Annotated in this window: 13 protein-coding genes; 6 read left to right on the top strand and 7 right to left on the bottom strand. The window is 40.3% G+C overall.

Annotation, left to right across the window (positions count from 1 at the left end; genetic code table 11):
• Positions 1-7 precede the first annotated feature (7 nt).
• The 5 genes from DO88_RS07260 to DO88_RS07280 form a co-directional block, all read right to left on the bottom strand.
• On the bottom strand, positions 8-2128 hold the full coding sequence (locus tag DO88_RS07260; RefSeq protein ID WP_007377109.1) for a methyl-accepting chemotaxis protein: 2121 nt from the start codon (positions 2126-2128) through the stop codon (positions 8-10).
• A gap of 105 nt (positions 2129-2233) precedes the next feature.
• Positions 2234-3451, bottom strand: coding sequence for an organoarsenical effux MFS transporter ArsJ (gene arsJ, locus DO88_RS07265; protein WP_007377110.1), 1218 nt, complete (start codon positions 3449-3451; stop codon positions 2234-2236).
• Between the two features lie 24 nt (positions 3452-3475).
• Entirely contained in the window at positions 3476-4486 is a 1011-nt protein-coding gene (locus DO88_RS07270) for an ArsJ-associated glyceraldehyde-3-phosphate dehydrogenase (RefSeq protein ID WP_007377111.1), read from the bottom strand.
• Between the two features lie 32 nt (positions 4487-4518).
• Positions 4519-4875: a metalloregulator ArsR/SmtB family transcription factor gene (locus tag DO88_RS07275; protein WP_033039794.1), complete on the bottom strand. Its 357-nt coding sequence runs from the start codon at positions 4873-4875 to the stop codon at positions 4519-4521.
• A gap of 164 nt (positions 4876-5039) precedes the next feature.
• On the bottom strand, positions 5040-5468 hold the full coding sequence (locus tag DO88_RS07280) for an organic hydroperoxide resistance protein (protein WP_024594483.1): 429 nt from the start codon (positions 5466-5468) through the stop codon (positions 5040-5042).
• Between the two features lie 123 nt (positions 5469-5591).
• Between DO88_RS07280 and DO88_RS07285 the strand changes: the two genes are divergently transcribed.
• From DO88_RS07285 to DO88_RS07305, 5 genes are all read left to right on the top strand, one after another.
• Complete coding sequence (locus DO88_RS07285; protein WP_033039792.1) at positions 5592-6026, top strand: MarR family winged helix-turn-helix transcriptional regulator; 435 nt, start codon at positions 5592-5594, stop codon at positions 6024-6026.
• Positions 6027-6081: 55 nt separating this feature from the next.
• Complete coding sequence (locus DO88_RS07290) at positions 6082-7188, top strand: L-dopachrome tautomerase-related protein (protein WP_008137799.1); 1107 nt, start codon at positions 6082-6084, stop codon at positions 7186-7188.
• A 637-nt stretch (positions 7189-7825) separates the two neighbouring features.
• Positions 7826-9172: an N-succinylarginine dihydrolase gene (astB, locus tag DO88_RS07295; protein ID WP_033039790.1), complete on the top strand. Its 1347-nt coding sequence runs from the start codon at positions 7826-7828 to the stop codon at positions 9170-9172.
• 1138 nt (positions 9173-10310) lie between these two features.
• Positions 10311-16784 carry a starch-binding protein gene (locus DO88_RS07300; protein WP_232224809.1) on the top strand — a complete coding sequence of 2158 codons (6474 nt, stop codon included), beginning with the start codon at positions 10311-10313 and terminating at the stop codon, positions 16782-16784.
• 16 nt (positions 16785-16800) lie between these two features.
• Positions 16801-18135 carry a DUF1552 domain-containing protein gene (locus tag DO88_RS07305; RefSeq protein WP_033039786.1) on the top strand — a complete coding sequence of 445 codons (1335 nt, stop codon included), beginning with the start codon at positions 16801-16803 and terminating at the stop codon, positions 18133-18135.
• A gap of 471 nt (positions 18136-18606) precedes the next feature.
• Here DO88_RS07305 and DO88_RS07310 read toward each other — a convergent pair whose 3' ends face one another.
• Positions 18607-19464: a mechanosensitive ion channel family protein gene (locus DO88_RS07310; RefSeq protein ID WP_007377119.1), complete on the bottom strand. Its 858-nt coding sequence runs from the start codon at positions 19462-19464 to the stop codon at positions 18607-18609.
• 276 nt (positions 19465-19740) lie between these two features.
• On the opposite strand from DO88_RS07310, the gene DO88_RS07315 reads away from it, so the two are divergent.
• A complete protein-coding gene (locus DO88_RS07315) occupies positions 19741-20421 on the top strand; it encodes an SDR family oxidoreductase (protein WP_007377120.1) in 681 nt (226 codons plus the stop codon).
• A gap of 129 nt (positions 20422-20550) precedes the next feature.
• Here the strand turns inward: DO88_RS07315 and DO88_RS07320 are convergent, their stop codons facing one another.
• Entirely contained in the window at positions 20551-20889 is a 339-nt protein-coding gene (locus tag DO88_RS07320; protein WP_007377121.1) for a hypothetical protein, read from the bottom strand.
• Between the last annotated feature and the right edge of the window lie 102 nt (positions 20890-20991).

Below are 20991 nucleotides of genomic sequence, written 5' to 3'. Positions count from 1 at the left end.
TTCAATATTACGTTTTTAACTTATTAAGCTCTGAATCTTGTTGCGTTACAAGCTTGTTGAGTACTTCACTGCTATCGCCTGCTTGTGCCGATAAATCGGATAGCTGCGAAGCTGCATCTGATATAAGTGTTAAATTACGATTTATTTCTTCAGTTACTAAACTTTGCTCTTCAGCTGCCGTGGCAATATGTGTAATTTGATTAGTTATTTCATCAACTTTAACCACTACACTGTGAAGAGCATCAAATGCAATTGAGGTTTCATCAACAGCACTTTGTGCGCGCACTACGCCTTTTTCTATTACAGTTGAGGCATTGCCAACTTCGTGTAACAAACTATCGATCAATTTACTGATATCGTCAGTCGATGAACGCGTTTTAGACGCAAGCGCTCTTACCTCATCAGCAACTACCGCAAAGCCTCGGCCATGTTCACCAGCACGCGCAGCTTCAATTGCCGCATTAAGTGCCAATAAGTTAGTTTGTTCTGAAATGGTACGGATCACATCCAAAATTTGCGTAATATCTTTACTACGCGATGCTACTTTTTCAACCGCTTGGTTAGCTTCTTTAATTTCTTCAGACATAGTTTTAACTTGGCTCATCGCTGACGACAAACTCGACTCACTACTAACCACTAAGCCATTAATTTCATCTGCCTGCTGCGCTGACTGTTCTGATGCTCTGGCAACTTCGAGTGCTGTTGCGCTCATTTCGTTCATAGCCGTTACCACACTTTCAATTTCTTGAAATTGCGATTGCACATTTTGCTTTGTATCTATGGCAATGTGTTGCGCTATCTCGCCTTGCTGTTTGGTTTGCTCAGACACCGCTTTTAGTTCAGAAATTAAATCACGTAGTTTTGCTAAAAATCGATTAAACCCACCAGCTAATGCAATAAGTTCAGCGTGGCTATCAACATGCAATGTATGCGTTAAATCACCCTCAGAGCTTGCAAGGTTATCAACACGTTGTTGAATTTGTCGAAGCGGTGCAACGATGCCGCCAACCACTAATTTCATTATAACAAATGCAATTGCAGCTATAGCTAAACCGGTTACTAAAATAATAGACCCTAACGATGCTGCAGTTTTTTGCATGTTTTCAGCCAACGCTTCAGGACCTGCGAGCGCAAGCTCTGTTGGTACTTCAATAATTAAAGACCACTGCTTATTGGCAAGTTTAATATTGATAGGGTAATTAACAAGGTACTCGTTATTAACCTTAAAAATACCGCTTTGTCCTTTTGACTTTTCAATATCGTTGTACAACGATGAGCTAATCGCTTCTTTTAGTGGACGCCCTAGTTTAGTTTTATAATGGCTACTGCCAACAATTAAGCCTATGTCACTCAATAATGTTACTTTTGCTTTACCGTTATAGAGTTGTTTAGAAAGCTGTTCAGTCATCACTTGAAAAGTAGGAAGTGTTAAGTCTACGCCAGCTAAACCAATAAACTGCCCAGATTTTAAAATTGGCACTGTTAATGACGTTAACATTACCGAATCACCAGACGGAATTTCGTAAAGGTAAGGCTCCATAATACATGGTGTGAGCGTATCCTTTGCACATAAGTACCATTCAGCTTCGCGAAGTCCAAATTCGTTCAAATTTGTTATATATTTGTCAGCTGCATTAGCCACTTTTTGCTGTTCTACCGTACCATTCTCGTCCCGAGTAATATAGACTTCGAGCGTGCCATCACCATCAACAGAATGCTTAAAGCCCCGCTGGAATTGAGCATCTTGTCCATCAAAAGCATTAGCTTCGAACTGAGAATAAATAGAAGATAAAAGTGTATTATTTTCTAAAATAGAGCGGTTTATGCTTACAACTGTATCTCTACTTAGCGTATTTTGTTTTGCAGCATCACCAAGTAATGCGGCTAATGAATACGGAACTCGGTAAGCCTCGTTAACAAAGCCAGCAATTCGTTCACCATATACTGCAGCATTAGCATTAAGTTTTTCTTCAACCTCAGCAACGATATACTCTTCAGATTTGCTCGCTAACTGCTCATTGCTTGATGATAATTCCCACCATAAAACACTAGAAAGTACCAATACTGTAATAAATATACTCCCGACGGTAAGCCAGAGTAACTTTTTTGCTAACGATATTTCCCGCATTCCATACACCTTTTGATTAAATCTACAGCTATAGTTTAGTAGTTTTAAAAAATGAAGCTATGAATATCATCAAACAATTTGAATTTAATACAATTAATTGGGTTTTTACTGCTTTTTCAGGTATGCCGTCGTAATTGTCGCCATTATTAACAAACAAACACTTACCCATAAACACGCACTAAGCCCATATACTTGAAAAACCCAACCAGAAAGCACCGTACCAAGCAAACGCCCTATCGCATTGGCCATATAATAAAAGCCTACGTCGAGTGACACCCCATCATTTTTAGCAAAACTTACTATTAAGTAACTGTGCAGCGATGAATTTACAGCAAATACTCCACCAAAAATAAGTAAGCCTATTACAAGCGTAAAATGTACCGCTATATCCAATTGCATCAACAACGCCAAAATGCCAGTTACACCACTTAATAAAGCAACCCACCAGTATGCTTTTTTGACCGAATGTGAAGTTGAATCACCTTGCCCAGTTATTCGCGGTGCTTGCGATTGCACCAGCCCATAAGCAATTACCCACAAAGCCATAAAGCCGCTGACCCACCAATGATCCCAGTTAAACTGAGCGGCTAAGTAAACAGGTAGTGCAACTACAAACCATACATCGCGCGCTGCAAACAAGCATAAACGCGCTGCGCTAAGTAAGTTAATTGCCCGCGATTTAGAAAATAATTCTTTAAACTTAGGTTTGTTTTTAGCTTTACCAATATCGCCTTTTAAAAAAATTAAACTAATAACCCACGCAACACTAAGTAAAATAATTAGACTTATTAATGCTCCCACAAAACCAAATACAGTTAGTAATAAGCCGCCTAAAAAAAAGCCCACCCCTTTTAAAGCATTTTTAGAGCCGGTAAGTATGGCAATCCATTTATATAATTGGCTTTGCCCTGCATCGTCTTGCGGTACTAAATACTTAATGGCGCTCTTTGCACTCATTTTATTTAAGTCTTTAGCTATGCCACTCAGTGCTTGCGCTGCCATAACATAGGCAACGGTTAGCCAATCCCCTGGCACACAAAGCATGCCTAAAGCGACAAGTTGTAGCCCAAGCCCTACATTCATGGTTTTGTTCAACCCTAAATGCGCGCCAAGCCAACCACCTACTAAATTGGTGATCACCCCAAATATTTCATAAAACAAAAACAACATGGCTATCGCAAATGCACCATAACCCAACTGATGAAAATACAGCACCACCAACATGCGTAGCGCACCATCAGTTAAAGTAAATGCCCAATAGTTACCGGTAATTATTAAATATTGCTTTATAGAACTTGGTAAATTAGCCAACTGCGCAAGCATAGCGTTAAACCTTTTTAAACGAGATTAAGCCAAATCACTTTGTGCAACTTTAAGCATTAGCTCAGCAGTACGGTTTGCATAGCCCCATTCGTTATCGTACCAAGCGTATAATTTAAGTTGAGTGTTGTTAATTACCATGGTTGAAAGCGCATCAATAGTGCAGCTGCGCGGATCTGTTTTGTAATCTATAGATACAAGCGGCTTTTCTTCGTAGCCTAAAATGTCTTTTAGCTCGTTATTTGCAGCGTTTTTAAACCACGTGTTTACTTCATCTTGTGTAACACCTCGCTCGAGCTCAAAAACACAATCGGTAATTGATGCGTTAGTAAGAGGTACGCGCACGGCGTGGCCGTTTAATTTACCTTTTAGCTCAGGGAAAATATGCGTAATAGCCGTTGCACTACCGGTTGTAGTAGGTATTAAGCTTGTACCGCACGAACGCGCACGGCGTAAATCTTTATGAGGGGCATCAATAATTGTTTGAGTATTAGTAATGTCGTGAATAGTAGTCATTGAGCCGTGCTTAATGCCCACTTTTTCTTGCAGTACTTTTACTATTGGCGCTAAACAGTTAGTAGTACACGAGGCGGCTGTAACAATTTTATGCTCACTTGGGTTATAAAGATCATCGTTTACACCCATTACTACATTTAAAATACCATCTTCTTTTACAGGTGCTGTTACCACAACACGCTTAACACCTTGTGCTAAATATTGATTTAACAGCTCGGTGGTTTTCATTTTACCGCTGGCCTCTATTACTACATCGCAATCAGACCAATCAGTTTCGTTTATGGTTTTGTTGTTGGTAACTGCAATCGTGTGCTTACCCACGCTAAAGCTATTATCATCACTAGAAACCAGTTGTGCTAAGCGCCCATGTACTGAGTCAAACTCAATTAAATGTGCGTGGGTTTTAGCATCACCCGCTACATCATTTACTTTAATAAACTCTATTTCTGGCCAATCAACTGCTGCACGCAGAGTTAAACGCCCCATACGGCCAAAACCGTTAATACCTACTTTAATAGTCATAATTAAATACCTTTAATAAGTTAATTTATTAGTTAGTTACAGCAGCTAGTAATACGTTCAGGGCGATTACCCATAGCGTTTAAGCGCGTTAAATCATTTTCATAAAATGAAGGGTTAGCAGTAAGCGTTTGCGTTAATACATTTTTAGCCCACTCTGGCAGGGCTTTATTAATACTGTAATAAACCCATTGATTTTGTTTACGGTCGCACAATAATCCGCATTGCCTTAACTGCGCTAAATGGCGAGACACTTTAGGCTGGCTTAGCTCAAGTGCAGCAACCAGTTCGCATACACACAGCTCTTCTTCGTGGCTAATTAGCAGCATTGCTTTTAAACGTGTATCGTCCGCTAGGCATTTATAAAATTGAAGTGGGTTGAATTGTTCCATACTGTCCTCACTGTGCTTATGCATCCACAATAAAACAAAATAACAACATATGGAATAGTGAATATACGATTTATCGTATATTTATTTTTTATGCCTTAAACGCAAAAAAGCACACAACGACTAATTGTCGTTGTGTGCTTTTATAACTTTTCTTTATTTAGTTATTAAATAACTGAAAGCTCTACTTCAATATTGCCACGTGTTGCGTTTGAATATGGGCATACTTGGTGTGCTTTATCTACAAGCGTTTGCGCTGCAGCTTTATCCATATCACCTAGTGATACAGCGAGTTTTACCGCAATACCAAAACCGCCTTCAATAGCACCAATAGACACTTGTGAATTAATATGCGTGTCGCTTGGTAAATCTATTTTTTCGCTACCTGCTACAAATTTAAGTGCACCAATAAAACATGCTGCATAGCCTGCGGCAAATAATTGCTCTGGGTTAGTGCCTTGTCCGTCGTCTCCGCCTAAACCTTTAGGTGTTGATAAATTTACATCTAAACGACCATCATCAGATTTAGCTACGCCTTCACGGCCGCCAGTTGCAGTTGCTTTTGCAGTGTAAGCTACGTTTTGTAATACATTCATAATGAACTCCAAAGTTTAGTAATTAATTTAGTTTGTGTGCAAAATAATAGAACAAGTAATTAGAGATTGCAAATACTTTGCATGCAAATTAAAATAGCATGTATCGAAATAAAGGATAACGTTATGCCGTTTGAGCAATTAAAGTTAAAAAATCAGTTATGCCATCGGTTATACATGGCATCTAACAGCATTGCGCGTGCGTATCGCGAGCCTTTAAACGAGCTAAATTTAACTTACCCGCAATACGTAGTAATGATGGCGCTGTGGGAGCAAGACGAAATAACAATTGCAGAGCTAATAGATAAAACCGCGATAGACGGCGGTGCTATGACCCAAATACTCAAAAAAATGAGCGACAAATCATTACTGGCTGTTATTAAAGATGAGCACGACAAACGCAAACGCCTAGTGCAGCTAACCCAGCATGGCCAATCACTTAAGTTAAAAGCAGTAGATATTCCTAAAAATATTTTATGTAAATTTGATAGTGTAGATGCAACACAAGCGAAGCAGTTAATGCAGCTGCTCGATTTAGTAGTAAACGACTTAGCCGATTAGGCTCTTAATTTTTAAACAATAAACGTGTTTTAAAAGGTTTTAAAAGGTTTTAAAAATGACTCATATTAAAAAATTACTATTAGCAGCGGCGTGTAGCACGGCACTTTTAGGTAGCAGCGCCGTAACTGCTAACACCGCTGGCCAAAATGCTGATTTAAAAACAGTAGCCACATTTGATGCGCAGCACCCACCGGGCAACATTGCTATTACCCCATCGGGCAGAAAATTTTTATCTGTACATGGCTTTTTTGGCCAAAAGCAAAAAATTATGGAGCTTTTAAGCGATGGTACAACTAAACCCTACCCTAATGAAGAGTGGGCATACGCGTACAATAACGGTAAAGGTTTTTACGACGTACTTGGCATAAACGTATCAAGCGATGGCGTGTTATGGATGCTTGACACTTCAGGGCCCGATCACGCTGGGCGCTTAGTAGGTTGGGATACAAACAAAGAGCAACTGCACAAAATTATTTATCTGGCTAAACCGACCATTACCGACACCTCGTTTTTAAACGATTTAGTCATCGATAATAAGCATGGCGTTGTATACATTGCCGACACAGCCCAAGGCAGCCAAGCCGCTATTATTACGGTAAACCTTAAAACAGGTGTAGCACGCAGAGTATTACAAAATAGCCATTACACCACAGCCGAAAATATCGATATGGTTATTGATGGGCGCACAATGAGCCTTGGCGGACAACCTGCCCGCTTAGGTGTTAACCCTATTACGCTTGACCCTAACGAAGACTGGCTTTACTTTGGCTCAATGTCGGGCACGTCGGTTTACCGCATTGCCACCAGCGATATAAATAACGAGAGCCTTTGGGCTAAAGCGCTTGAAGACAAAGTTACGCGTTACGGCACTAAGCCAATTTCAGACGGTATTATTGTTGATGGCGGCGGTAACGTATATGTAACCGACATAACCAATGGCGCAATTGGCGTAGTTAAACCCACTGGCAACTACGAAGTATTATTTAAAGACGAACGTTTGAGCTGGCCTGATGGCTTTAGTTACGGGGCTGATCATAAAATATACTTTACCGTTGACGATTTACATAATTCGCCTGTACTTAATAATGGCAAAAATCAAAGCCACGGTAAGTTTAAAGTAATGTCGTTCGAGCCTTTAGTAAAAGGAAAAGTAGGCCGCTAATTTACTTATTAAGTGACTACATTTTTTAAAAAGCCTTGCACATTTAAGTGACCCAATAGTTGCAGGGCTTTTTGTTAAAAACACACCACACTGGTGCACATTTTAAAAATACATCACCGCTTTGGTGCTAATGCTTTAGTACGTATTTACACTTAAATACTAAATACCTGATTTCTATTCATAAAATATTCAAGTTAATGTTGGCATACTTCTTCCTATAAACTGATGTGTTCAGTGAAAATACCAAGGAAAAACCATGTTCAACTTATACCATACCCTTTACCTTTTATGGCGTTTAGACATTAGCGTTTGGCAAGTTAATGATCCAACAAATACCCATACCACCGCTGACAAAGAGCGCGTCTATGTTAAGTAACATCGTATTGTGTAAAGGCTTGGCATAAAGCTTAAATGTAAAAATCTACTTTAGGCTAAGCTTTTGCACACTATGCAATTTATGTGTACATTTTAATTAAACTTCAAATTAATCGTTCAATATAAAGACAACCCCCTTGTAATAAACTCCACATTTAAAAACATCGAAAAAATTAGTAAAAACACTGCGTTTATAACTTTGCAAGCAGCCTTATTGCGTTGTATTGTTGTATCCTATTGAAAATTTTTAGTTGGAACGTGTATGCACGCTTTGGAAGTTAATTTTGATGGCTTAGTTGGCCCTACTCACAACTACGCTGGTTTATCGTATGGTAATGTTGCCTCGTTAAATAACGCAGCAAGCTTTTCAAATCCTCAAGAGGCAGTGCTTCAAGGCCTTGAAAAAATGAAAGCGATGCACGACAAAGGCCTAACTCAAGGTGTATTTGCCCCTCATGCGCGCCCCGACTTAAACGTACTGCGCCGCTTAGGCTTTACCGGTAATGATGCACAAGTAATTCATAAAGCATTTAAAGCTGATCCTATTTTATTACGCGCGTGTTATTCAGCGTCAGCAATGTGGACAGCCAATGCCGCTACGGTATCGCCATCTCCTGATACAACCGACGGCAAAGTACATTTTACTTCAGCTAATTTAAATAATAAGTTTCATCGTTCATTAGAGCCTGCAACCACTACACGCTTATTAAAAGCGATGTTTAACAACGACAAATACTTTGCGCACCATACCCATTTACCCGACCAAGGCTTTTTTGGCGACGAAGGTGCAGCAAACCATACTCGTTTTTGTGACAGCCACGGCGAGCAAGGCCTTGAAATGTTTGTATTTGGTGCCAGCGCGTTTAACAGCCAATTACCAAAACCAGCTAAATTTCCTGCAAGGCAAACACTCGAAGCCTCAGAAGCAATTTGCCGTTTACATAACTTAAAAGATTCAAGCCAAATTTTACTACAGCAAAATCCAGACGTAATAGATCAAGGCGTGTTTCATAACGATGTAATTGCAGTAGGTAACGCCAACGTATTACTGTGCCACCAGCAAGCATTTTTAAACCAAGCTTTGGCACTGCAAGATATTCGCGAAGCGTATGTGGGCAATAAAGAATTTTACATTATTGAAGTACCTACCGATAAAGTAAGTATTACCGACGCTGTAAGTAGCTATTTATTTAACAGCCAGCTAGTGAGCCTTGAAGATGGTTCAATGCTGTTAGTGGCACCACAAGAGTGTAAACGCAACAGCGCAGTTAACGCCTACATTGAAGAAATGATCATGGCTGATAACCCAGTAAACCAAGTACAGTTTTTTGATTTACGCCAAAGTATGCAAAATGGTGGCGGCCCAGCTTGCTTGCGTTTACGTGTAGCCCTTAACGAGCAAGAACTTGCTGCAATAAACCCAGAGGTTATTTTAACTGATACTAAATATACACAACTGTGTGACTGGGCAAAACGTAACTACCGCGACAAATTAGGTGCAAGTGACTTTGCAGACTCAGCTCTACTCACCGAGAGCTACCAAGCACTTGATGAGCTAACGCAGCTACTTAATTTAGGCTCAGTGTACGACTTTCAATTAGAAGGTTAATCAATCGTAATTTAAACTGAGAAAGCTCTTTCGAAATTAAATTGCAGTAACGTGTTTGGTGTTTAGTAGGCCACGCCTATTTCGAGTAGTTATTCCTCATAAAGAGGTAATAACGCAGTATAAATGCCAAACATGCGGTGCCTTTGGGTTCGTTCTAGGGGCGATTAGCTCTTTATTACCCGATTTTCACTTAATCCCTTGTGAGATGGAATAACGCAAGATCAGTTATGCTAACTTTATGAAATTAGCGGCCCATTATAGCGCTATAAAACAGCGTATTAACAATGACCTAAACTCTGGTAGTTGATTGTTATATATGAATGATTTAAAGTATTTAATGAGTTGTCTAACACGTTAAAATGACCATATTTGTAATAAAATTGGTATCATAAAGTTCACTAAATTACAGACCTTTCGCCGCAATTAGAGCGTCCCTACATTGAATCAATTTTAACTCTAAAAATAAACATACTCTGTCGATATAGAATAAAATCACAAAGCAATTTAGTTTCACGGTTACTTCAACTCAGATAATAACGGCTCTTTATTCATTTTATGAAACAGTGAAGGAAATGAGATAACACTTCTAAAGTTTAACAAGTTAAGACTCCCAACATAAAATAGCCACGATCCTGCCACGTTAATTTAATGAATATTTAATGAATGTTTAATGTTAACCAAGTGAATACGTATGCATAAAATATATTACGGCTCAAGAAAAACAAAAGGCGATTGTTTTCAACGTTTTAATAAAGAATATACCTTACCTCAATTTGCTTTAAGATTACGCATAAAAAGTTAATTCTCGAGCAATAAAAAGCATATCAATAACGTAAAAATAATAATTAACACCATGTTTTAAAACAAATATAACTCAAATTAAATTGAATAACTCTTCATTACTTTTATCTGCTTTTGCTTTGAGCGCTCATTTTTGTAAATAAATATGTTGTGATATTGTTAACTATCGAAAGTTAATAGTCTTAAGCAGGTGGTAATAATGTCTACAAATAATATTAGTGAGAGCTGTCGTCAGGTTGAGCGATGTCGTTGCTTTACCTCTTTTAATTATTTTTTGGCCTTAAATACACTTTTTTTCCTATTATCTCTATGTATTCTTTTCGTTTCGAAACCACTTTTGGCCGCAGTTAACCCCACCGCAATTTGTTTTGATAATCCAAATAAATACAACAATCCAACGCTTCATTTATGGAACTCAATACCGACTGGTTCCGTTAACAATACCAATTGGCCAGGCCACGAGATGTTTATTGAGGGCAGTTTTTATTGTTATGACCCAGGGGTTCCTATAGACGGTATTAACCTCATTTTTAGTAATGACGGTAATCCACAAACGCTTGATTTATTAATGAATAGCCCTAATAATTGTTGGCAAAGTGGGACTTGGAAATCGCTCGCTGATTGTGCACTAGCGGTCTCGAGCCCACTCCCTAACATTGCTCCGACTGCCAATGCAGGAGAAGATATTGAAGTAATTGAAGGCATTACATTCACACTTAGTGCCAGTGCATCATTTGATCCCGATGGTAATATTACAAACTACAATTGGAGTAATCAGTTAACGGGAATATCTCCTTTAGCTGTTTACAACACGCCGGGAAGTTATACGGTTACTTTAACCGTAACTGATAATCAAGGCGCAACCAGCAGTGATATAATAGTGGTCACCGTTATTCCCAAAAATACACAAACGGTCACCGCAACGAGTATTTGCTACGATAATACGGCTAATTATCAAACCCCCACTATTTACATGTGGGACTCGACACCTGCTGACACACTGGATAATTTTAACTGGCCAGGTGAAGCAATGACGCAAGTCGGCGAGTATGTCTGCTACGATCCAATGGTTGAATTAACTTCAATGAACGTTATTTTTAATAATGGCATTGGTAATGGCCAAACTAACGATTTAGCCATGATTACGCCCAATGCCTGTTATAAAAATAATGAATGGATGAGCTTAGCCTCATGTGGCATGTTGATAACTTCAAACGTCCATGCGGGCGGCGATCGCAGCGTCAATGTGAATACAAAAATAGCGTTAACAGTTGCTGAAAGTGCTGATTCATTGGGTAATATTGATAACGCAAGCTGGCAAAGTACAGCGTGGACTGGCACTTTAACAGGGGCAAGTGTCATTACGCCAACCCTAAGTACAACAGGGACATTCAATGTGACTGTTACCTTGGCTAATGGTAATCAAGACTCGTTTAACCTAACAGTCGTAAATGTCACGCAAGGTATGCCAGAAAGGCCTAAACTCTCAGCTCCCCTAAATTTCCCACTTATAGGAAATGTATCGTCTGGTAATTATAAGTACGAATTCGCTTTTCCTGCACTAAATGACGCCTTTAGCTCGCCGGTTATGGTGACCAATGACGGTCTAAATGACTTAATTTATGTGGTCGATAAGTCAGGTAAGGTATTTGTTTTCCCTAACAATTCAAACGTGACTAGCGCGCAAGTAAATACACTCATCGACATTAGTAGTGAGGTCCGCGATTATCACGAACAAGGTTTACTTGCGATTGCATTTCACCCTAATTTTGCAAGTAATCGTTTTGCTTATATTTATTATATAGAAGGTAATAGCGATACAGAAAGTGATAACGGCGCCTTTGGTGATGGCGTACTAGAGCGAATTACTTTAAATGATGCTAGTAATCCAACACAAGTAAGTGCTCGTGTTGAGGTATTACGCATACCGCAGCCTGGTCCTGATCATAAAGGCAGTATGATGCAATTTCACCCCGTAACAGGTGAATTTTATATGAGTATTGGCGATGGTGCATACGGTGATACAGCCATTACACCTACTCAACCCGATCCAAGAACCAATAATAGCTCACAACAAACCACTAATTTACGTGGCAGCTTTATTCGCCTTATTATGCGCGAAACACCTAACATCAAAGGATTGTATTACGATATCCCATCCGACAATCCATTTATAGATGATGCTAATGTGCGTGACGAAATCTGGTCATATGGTCACCGCAACCCTTGGCGATTTAGCTTTGACAGTGAAGCACCTTACTTACTGTGGCAAACCGAGGTTGGGCAAGCTGGATTTGAAGAAATCAATATTATTGAAGCGGGTGGTAACTATGGCTGGCCTATTTGTGAAGGGCTTAATCACAGAGGGAGTGATGGGGGAGATCCAAATAACACACGAACATGCAGTAATGATTTAATTGCACCTGTTGGTGGTTATGCACATGATACAGGATCAGTCTCTATTATTGGCGGATTCGTTTACCGTGGCACTGCATTCCCCGCGCTAAATGGGCGTTTCATATACGGTGATTATGTCAGTAAAAAGATTTGGTCTGCTGTTCAAGGCGACACAAACCAGCTAGTGAGCGATGCCTTTGCGGGTAATATTTCATCTTTTGGCACCGATATGAGTGGCGAGGCTATATTTGTCACTTCGCATGGCGCAGAGTACGGCGGATTATCAATTATTTACCGAATGGTTGACAGCGATACGCAAGCAGCTGTTATTCCTAATAAACTATCAAAAACGGGATTATTTGCCGATTTAATTCATCAATACCCGGTCCATGGCGTGATAGAATACGATGTAAACTCTGACGGTTGGTTCGACGGCTTAATAGCCCGTCATTTTGTTGCTATTCCTAATGAGAGTGTGGTCGAATTTAACCCTGATGATATTTGGAATTTACCCATTGGCAGCGTATTGGTTAAACACCTATCTTTGCCGACCCAGATAGAATCAACTGAAGACAGTACGACAAGATCGACCCCCTTTGAAACCTCTGTTTTATTTAAGCAAAATGCAGGCAACTGGGCATCGGCAAATTACCGCTGGAACGCACAAGGTACTGATGCCAATTTAGTCACACAAGCGTTTAACGAAACGGTTGAGCAATTTTATAATGGCTCACTGCGTAACATAATACGCCAAGTAAGATCAGGCGCTGAATGTACCTCATGCCATTTAGGTACTGGCAGTAAAGAACCGCTTGCAATAAGCACTGCGCAATTAAATCGTGATTTTAATTATCAAGGCGTGGTTGCTAATCAAATCAATCTTTTTAATCAACTCGCCTTGTTTGGTCCCCCTATTGCTAGCGCAGACAGCTTTACTGCGTACCCAGATCCACAAAATACGAGTGCTAACTTAGACAAAAGAGCGCGTGCTTATTTAGATACCAACTGTGCTCACTGTCATGATGGCAGCCTAATGGATTTAAATTACGATACGCCAGTTAACAAAATGGATATTATGAATGTTAAACGTTCCGATGTTTATCGCATGTTACCTTTTAACCATAGCGCTAGTTTATTACATATCTATCAAACAGACGATGCCAACCGCATGCCTAAAGGAAGCACATTAACGAATCCACTTGCAGCCCAACTAATTGCAGATTGGATAGACGGACAAAGTGCAACACAAACAGGCTTAATCGTAGCACTGGATGAGCCCATTGACGAAACTGCTATTGTACCAAACAGCCGCGTCACACTCTCCACATATGCAATGTACGATAATGGATTTGAAAGCATACCAACCAACCCTGTTACATGGTCATCAAGTAATACTGAGATACTTAACCCTTTAGGGAGTGAACCAATTGTCACCTCAACGGCCGGTAACGCAGGTAATACAACTGTTTGGGCTGACTATATGGGACAAATAGGAAGCATTGATATAACGGTGCTTGGTGCGCCAAATCAACCCACCAATTTTAGTGCCACTTCAACTGGGTCAAACTCAATCATCTTAACGTGGAATGATGTAGCAGATGACGAACAAAGCTACATCCTTAGTCGCTCAATTAATAACGCAGGCCCCTTTAGCCCAATAATAACATTAAGCCAAAACAGCAATGAATTTTTTGATAACGGCCTAACGAGCAACACAACCTATTATTATCAGCTAATTGCCAGTGGCACGAATACTGATAGTATCGCGGTGACCACGAATACAACCACAAAAAACGCCGATCCAATAGATCAAATTTCGATTATAAGTACACCCCTTCCAAACCTAATTGCGGGTGAAAGCCAGCAATTAGCAGCTGTAGCTTACACGAATGGCGAAAATGAAGGCATCACCTTAGCCGCAAACTGGTTAACCAGTGACGAATCTATTGTCAGTGTCAGCTCAACAGGGCTAATGACTGCGGGTAATACGGCAGGTACTGCCATTGTTACTGCAACCTATCAAACACAAACAGCGAGCGTAACAGTTGTTAACCAAGGTGCTGGGCAATATGTTTACTTTAATGTGCCAAGTAATTGGGATACACCAAGTGCTTATATTTGGTCTAATGAAAATGCGACATTAACAACTCGATCAGCAGATTGGCCGGGAAACGAGTTAAATACGTCTGCCAACTTATTTGGTGATACATGGCTGCGCTTAACACTCCCAGCCACATGGGCAAACAGTAATGGGAATATTAATATAATATTCAGCAATAACGGAGTAAATCAAACAGCTGATTTAACGGCTAATATTGCCAGCCCAATGTGGTACGACGATACATGGTTAACCGCCGCACCTACCAGTAATGGAGTTGAAACAGGGAGCCAAGTTCAGGTCGGTAATGGCACGGTTACTTTAAATAACAGTGCCAATTTATCAGGTAAGCTCTTTGCCACCGGTACAGTCGTCAATATCAATGCAGACGCCGCAGCCACTGGGCTTGAATTTTCTGGCTGGGAAGGTTCTGGTGTCGCTTACTTAGTCAACCCAAGTCAAGAGAATACACAATTAGTAGTGGGTGATGCATTGTCATACACCTTGTTAGCTGTATTTAATAGCGTAAGCGACCCTTATCTAACGGGACGTACGTTTTATAATAATCAAGGGTGCGCAGGTTGTCACGGCAGTGATGGCGCTCAAAATATCGGAGGAAAGTCCTTACTTAATGCTATTAATCGTTATGACTTAAACAGCTTAACGGCTTATATCGAAAACAATATGCCATTCGGTAATGCAGCAGCTTGTACTGGTGACTGTGCCACATCTACCGCGAGCTTAATTTTAGCCGAAGCTTACACGGCCCCAACTAACATATGTAATTCAACTGACTTAGATGACTTAATTCCTCAAAATCGCAGCTATCGTTTGCTATCGACTTTAGAATACAACAATTCAATTCGTGATTTATTCGCCTTGGAAAACAACGTAGATGTTACCTCTGGTCGTATCCCTGCGGATATTCCAGTAAACGGTTTCAAAACCAGTGCCAATACTTTATTTACCAATGATTACGCAAAAGGCTACGTTGTTGCAGCAGAAACAGCCGCTATGATGGTCGATAATATTTATAGTTTGACTTTAAATTGTAACGATATCAGCTGTTTTATTAATGACTTTGGAAAACGCGCATTTCGTCGTCCGTTAACGCCAACGGAATTAACCGACTTGACCTCGGTTTATAATGAGCATGGCAATATAGGCGTGTTGTCAGCAATACTATCAGCCCCAGCAATGTTATATCGCTCAGAAGTAGGCGAGAGCAATGGCGCTGGTTATTTTGAACTAACTGATTACGAAATCGCCACCTTGCTATCGTATACATACTGGGCAACAACACCAAGCCCCGAACTAATGGCAAAGGCTGATGCAGGCGAACTCAGTACCCCTACGCAAATTGCCGCAACACTTGGCAACATGCTACAAGATGCTCGTGCAGAAACAGCTTTCGAACGTTTTATTACAGGCTGGCTAGACCTAGACAAGGATATTAAAACGTCGACACTTAGCGACAGCTTAAAAGCAGATATGAAACAAGAGACCATTGAATTTGTGCGTCGTACTGTATTTGGTGGAGGGCAATATCGCGAATTACTCACAGCAGATTATAGCTTTATGACCCAGCAATTAGCAGAACATTATGGCTTGCAGTGGCCTGGTGGCGACCAATGGCAGCAAGTCAATTACAACGATGGCACTGGCGAAAGTAACGAGGTAGATGCAGGTAACAGTGAACGTCGAGGCATATTAGGCCATGCTGGGATTTTAACTTTGCAATCTGCATCAGAAAAAACGCATCCAGTGAAACGAGGACTATTTGTTCGCCGTAATCTCATGTGTCAAGACTTCCCACCGCCACCTATTGGGGCAGTATTAAAGCCACAAGACGACCCAAGTTTAACGGTACGAGAACGATTTGAAACCGCTCATTTACAAAATGATTGTCAGTCGTGCCACCAATACATTGACGGGATAGGGTTCGGATTTGAAAACTACAACGAGATCGGAGTTTATACCACAACCGAAACCACTGGCGATGGGCAAGTTAAATTTATTGACTCATCAGGTTACATTGGCAGTTTATTCTCAGCTGAAACTTTCCTATCAGCCAGCGAACCTGTAGTTCCCTATCAAGGCATTGATGAACTTGCTGAATTAATCGCGGACAGCGCGCACGGTAAATCGTGTTACGCACGTCAGTGGTATCGCTATACACGTGGTCAACGCGAAACCGGCGAGGACACCTGCACAGTACAAGTATTAGGCCAGCTATTTAAAGATGACCCAAACGCAACGTTACTCGATCTGATGATCCAGTTTACTCAAACCAAAAACTACACCTTACGCAAATAATGGAGCGGGCATCAAAATGAAGTTTTTAAAAAATAAAATGCAACGTCGTGATTTTCTCCGCATACTAGCCAAAGCGGGGCTTACCACAGCCTTTGCTAGCCAATTTGCGTTCGCACCTAAAGTCTTTGCTGCTGCCGGTGAAGCTAGACGCTTTATTATGGTATTTTACCCTAATGGGTGTGTCCGTGATAAATGGCATTCATATGATATTGGAGGATTAAGTGCCAGCAGTTTAGACACCAGCCCACTGAGTTCATTAAACAAGCATATAAACAACTTAGTTCCCATCAAAAATCTAACCTATGCAGGCCAAGGTGGTAGCTCAGGCCACCCAGAAGCGTGTCGTGGTATTTTTTCTGGTGGTGTAGATGGTGCCCCTTCATTTGACAGTGAAATAGGTAATGCACTGGGCGGTAACTTAACCAACAATCTACACGTTGGCTGTTGGTCAAGTAAGGCTAAAGGCTCCGAATACATGCCGTTTACCAATATTAATCGCAACAAAATTGACGTGCCCGATAATCCACAAATGATCTATGACAATCTACTCGCTGATGTTGTTAACAGTGATAATCAAGACGGCTTATCACCTGTCGACCTACGTCGTCAAAGAGTAATAGAGTCGCTTCACGAAAACCTTGATCTATTAAAAAACAACACTTTAAATATAAAACAGCAAGGTAAGCTACTCACACACGAAGCATCTCTTGACTACTATAAAAATGTATTAAATAGTTCACTCGACATTGGCGATGGCACTGGTTTTAGCCGCCCTAACGTAGGTATGAGCGGTATAAATGAGGAAGCTGAAGCCGTTGCTCGAGCACAAATGCGTAATATCGCAATGGCATTTCAAGCCAATGTAACACGTACTGCAGGTTTTCAATTTATGGGCGCACAAGATGAATCTTTGCAAATTAACTTTCCAAGTATTCGCCCTTATATGGGCGAATTTGGCAGTGGTGCACGACTTTACTGGAATGAAACCCGCTCGCATGTTAGTTCGCACAACGAGTCCAATTTATTTAATGCTCAAACGCGCTGGTATAATATAATGGTCAGTTACTTAATGGATCAACTCGCTGCTCGACCCGATACCGCTTATGGTGGAACCTTACTCGACAACACTTTAATACTAGTCATGTCAGAGGTGGGCGGCGGAAATCACCAGCAAGAAAACCCCGGAGTATACCTAGCAGGCGGTGCGGGTAATGCAATTAATAGAGGTATTGCAATTAATGCGAATAACGCAGGAATGTCGAATGTATATTTAAACATAGCAAACGCATTCGGCCTAGGTTGGAACCGATACGGTAATAGTTTTGGTGGTATCAATGGCCTGCTAGTTTAACTCTATACCATTGAATAAAAACATTTATAAATAAAGCTATGTGATTTAAATGCAATACGATTCATGTATTATTGAATCGTTAATATCACCAAACTCGTCATATAATAAAGTGTATAAATTCACTTTCGTTTACCCATATAGGGTTAACTTTTTATGCCTTTATTAGCCGTAATATTGCTTTATCTTAAAAAAGTAGATTTCCTGACCTATCTGTAGCAATTAAAATAAACGTCATACTAATTTACCACCAAACTTAATATAAAATTTAAGCGTCCTTATACCAATTCGCTTAATTAAGTGGTCTATTTTGAGGTAAGGCAATCATGTTGATAACAAGGAAAAATTTCGTTATTTAGTTGTCATTACTAATTGCTCCTGCATTGCTCTACTTTCTGCATCCATGCAGTCGTATATTAGAAATTTTTAACGCAGTTAGCGTCAGATTTAATTCCTCAAATTGATTAAGCATTATTACGGATTGGTATTACTTACCGTTATTGCTGAGGCCATCGACTCAGATATATGCAGCGTACGCTGCGGAAATGGAATACTCAGCCCAGCACTTTCAATAGCTTCTTTAACGCGCTTATTTAAATCCCACACGGTTTGCCAATAATCACCATTAACAGCCCACGCACGTAATTGAATGTTTACTGCGCTTTCGCCTATTGATGTCACCATTACTTTAGGGGCAGGCTCTGCGAGTAATCGGCTCTCTGATGCGGCTAATTCTTTAAGTACATTTAAGCCAACGTCAATAGAGTCGGCATACGAAATACCCACCACTATATCCATTCGTCTTTTGCCATTACGGGTAAAGTTTTTAATATTTCCACCCCATACTTTGCCGTTAGGGGATGCAATATAAAGGCCGTCGGTGGTTTTAAAAATAGTGGTAAATAGGTTTATTTCACTCACAGTACCAAGCGTGCCACTGGCATCAACAAAGTCGCCTATTTTAAAAGGTCTGAGTATTAGCAGCATAATACCCGCAGCAATATTGCTCAGCGTATTTTTAAGGGCTAAACCAATCGCTAAACCAGCAGCACCCATTAGCGCAATTAAACTGGCCGTGTTTACGCCAAAAATATCTAAAATAAATAGCCCGCCAATTATATAAACTAAATAACCAGCAATACTCGATAAAAGAGGAAGCAGCGTACTATCCACTTTTTTTAATGGCGATTTAGCGTTTTTAATCGCTTTTTTAACCGAGCGTGCAATTAAGGCACTCGCAATTAAAATCACCAACGCTAAAATCACTTTGTACCCTAAAGTGATGATTGTTTCTGAATGGCTTTGCCAAAACGCTAAAAGTTTATCTTTCATGTTTGTTCCGATAAATGTTGCTGACACTCAGCAAAATAATGGTTAAATCTAATAAAAATCGACTTCAAAAGAAGTGGCGCGAGTATATAGAATAAAAAATTTAAACCTATCTTTTTTAATCACTTATTTCAATTTTAATAAACGGCCTAAAAACCATGGTTATTAGAATATAAAACACCGCCATTTATGGCTAATTTATAGCGACTATTCAATGTAGGTTAATCGTTTATTGGTATGGTGACTTTAAGTTTTTAACGTTCATTAAAGAGGTTATCTATGGCAAAAGAAAAAATAGTACTCATAACCGGCGCTTCAAGTGGCATTGGTGAAGCAACCGCAAAAACCCTTGTAAATAATGGTCATAAAGTAATACTTACCGCTAGACGCGAAGATAAGTTAACTAAGTTAGTAAAGTCGTTAGGCTCAAATAATGCGCTGGGCGTAGCCGCAGATGCTACAGACTTTACCGCACTTGAAAACGTAGTTGCCAAAGGCATTGAAAAGTTTGGCCGATTAGATGTAGCCTTTGCTAACGCAGGCATGGGCGTTTCAACCGCAGGCACCGAAAAAGGTGACCCAGATGAATGGTCAGCGATGATCGACATAAACATTAAAGCGCTGCTGTGGACTGCAAAACTAACACTGCCGCATTTACGCCAAAACAAAGGTCACTTTATATTAACCAGCTCTGCCGCTGGCCGTAAGCCAATTGGCGGCTCTATTTACGGTGCAACTAAATGGTTTGCTTATGGCTTTGGACAAAACTTAGCTGAGGAAATGAGCGAGTGGAACGGCCGCTGCACAACCATAGCACCAGGCATGGTAAACACCCCGTTTTTTGATGACGCTAAACCCGACAAACTCGACCCGCAAGATGTAGCCGACGCCGTACTGTTTGCTATTGAAGCAAACCAGCGCAACAGCGTGCGCGAGATTTATTTAATGCCGACTAATTAACGTTGGCTGGGGAGTTTGACTGTCAGGTTTAATGCTAATGGTGTTAAACCTGATGGTTATTAGTCCTTAGTTTGGGTTAGATGTTAGTAGGTAAGAATGAATTAAAGGTATTAGGCATTTAAAGTCTTATTAATTGCCAATGCTGCCCTTAAACCATATGTAAGCAAAATATAGAACAACGGCAATATATCCAAAAGAAATAACTAGGTTTACTTTCCAAAGGTTTAGCCAAAAATTGCCTCTGAAATAACTGCGTTCTCTTACTTTATGGTTGAACAATGCTACTGAAGAGGGCACTAATATTAACGCAGACCAACCAAGTATAGGTAACACCATAAACATAATGCCTATGCCTGTTCCTCCTGCTGAAGCGTCGGATGCTTCACCATCAATTGGGGCTAGCATCACGTAGCCTAAAATAAACCCAACAATCGCAAGTATAAAACCTAAAAGCTGAAATGTTCTCATTATTATCCTAGGGTCTGTTGATCTTTACGGATTAAAATTTGTTCAAATTAGGGGCTATTTAATCGCGGCGCGAGGTTTGTAACCTAGTGGGCTAAGTAAGAA

This window comes from Pseudoalteromonas sp. S3431, assembly GCF_000690035.1.
Classification (GTDB): Bacteria; Pseudomonadota; Gammaproteobacteria; order Enterobacterales; family Alteromonadaceae; genus Pseudoalteromonas; species Pseudoalteromonas fuliginea.
Note: the sequence above shows the minus strand (reverse complement) of the source record. Positions and strands in the feature narration are given on the sequence as shown.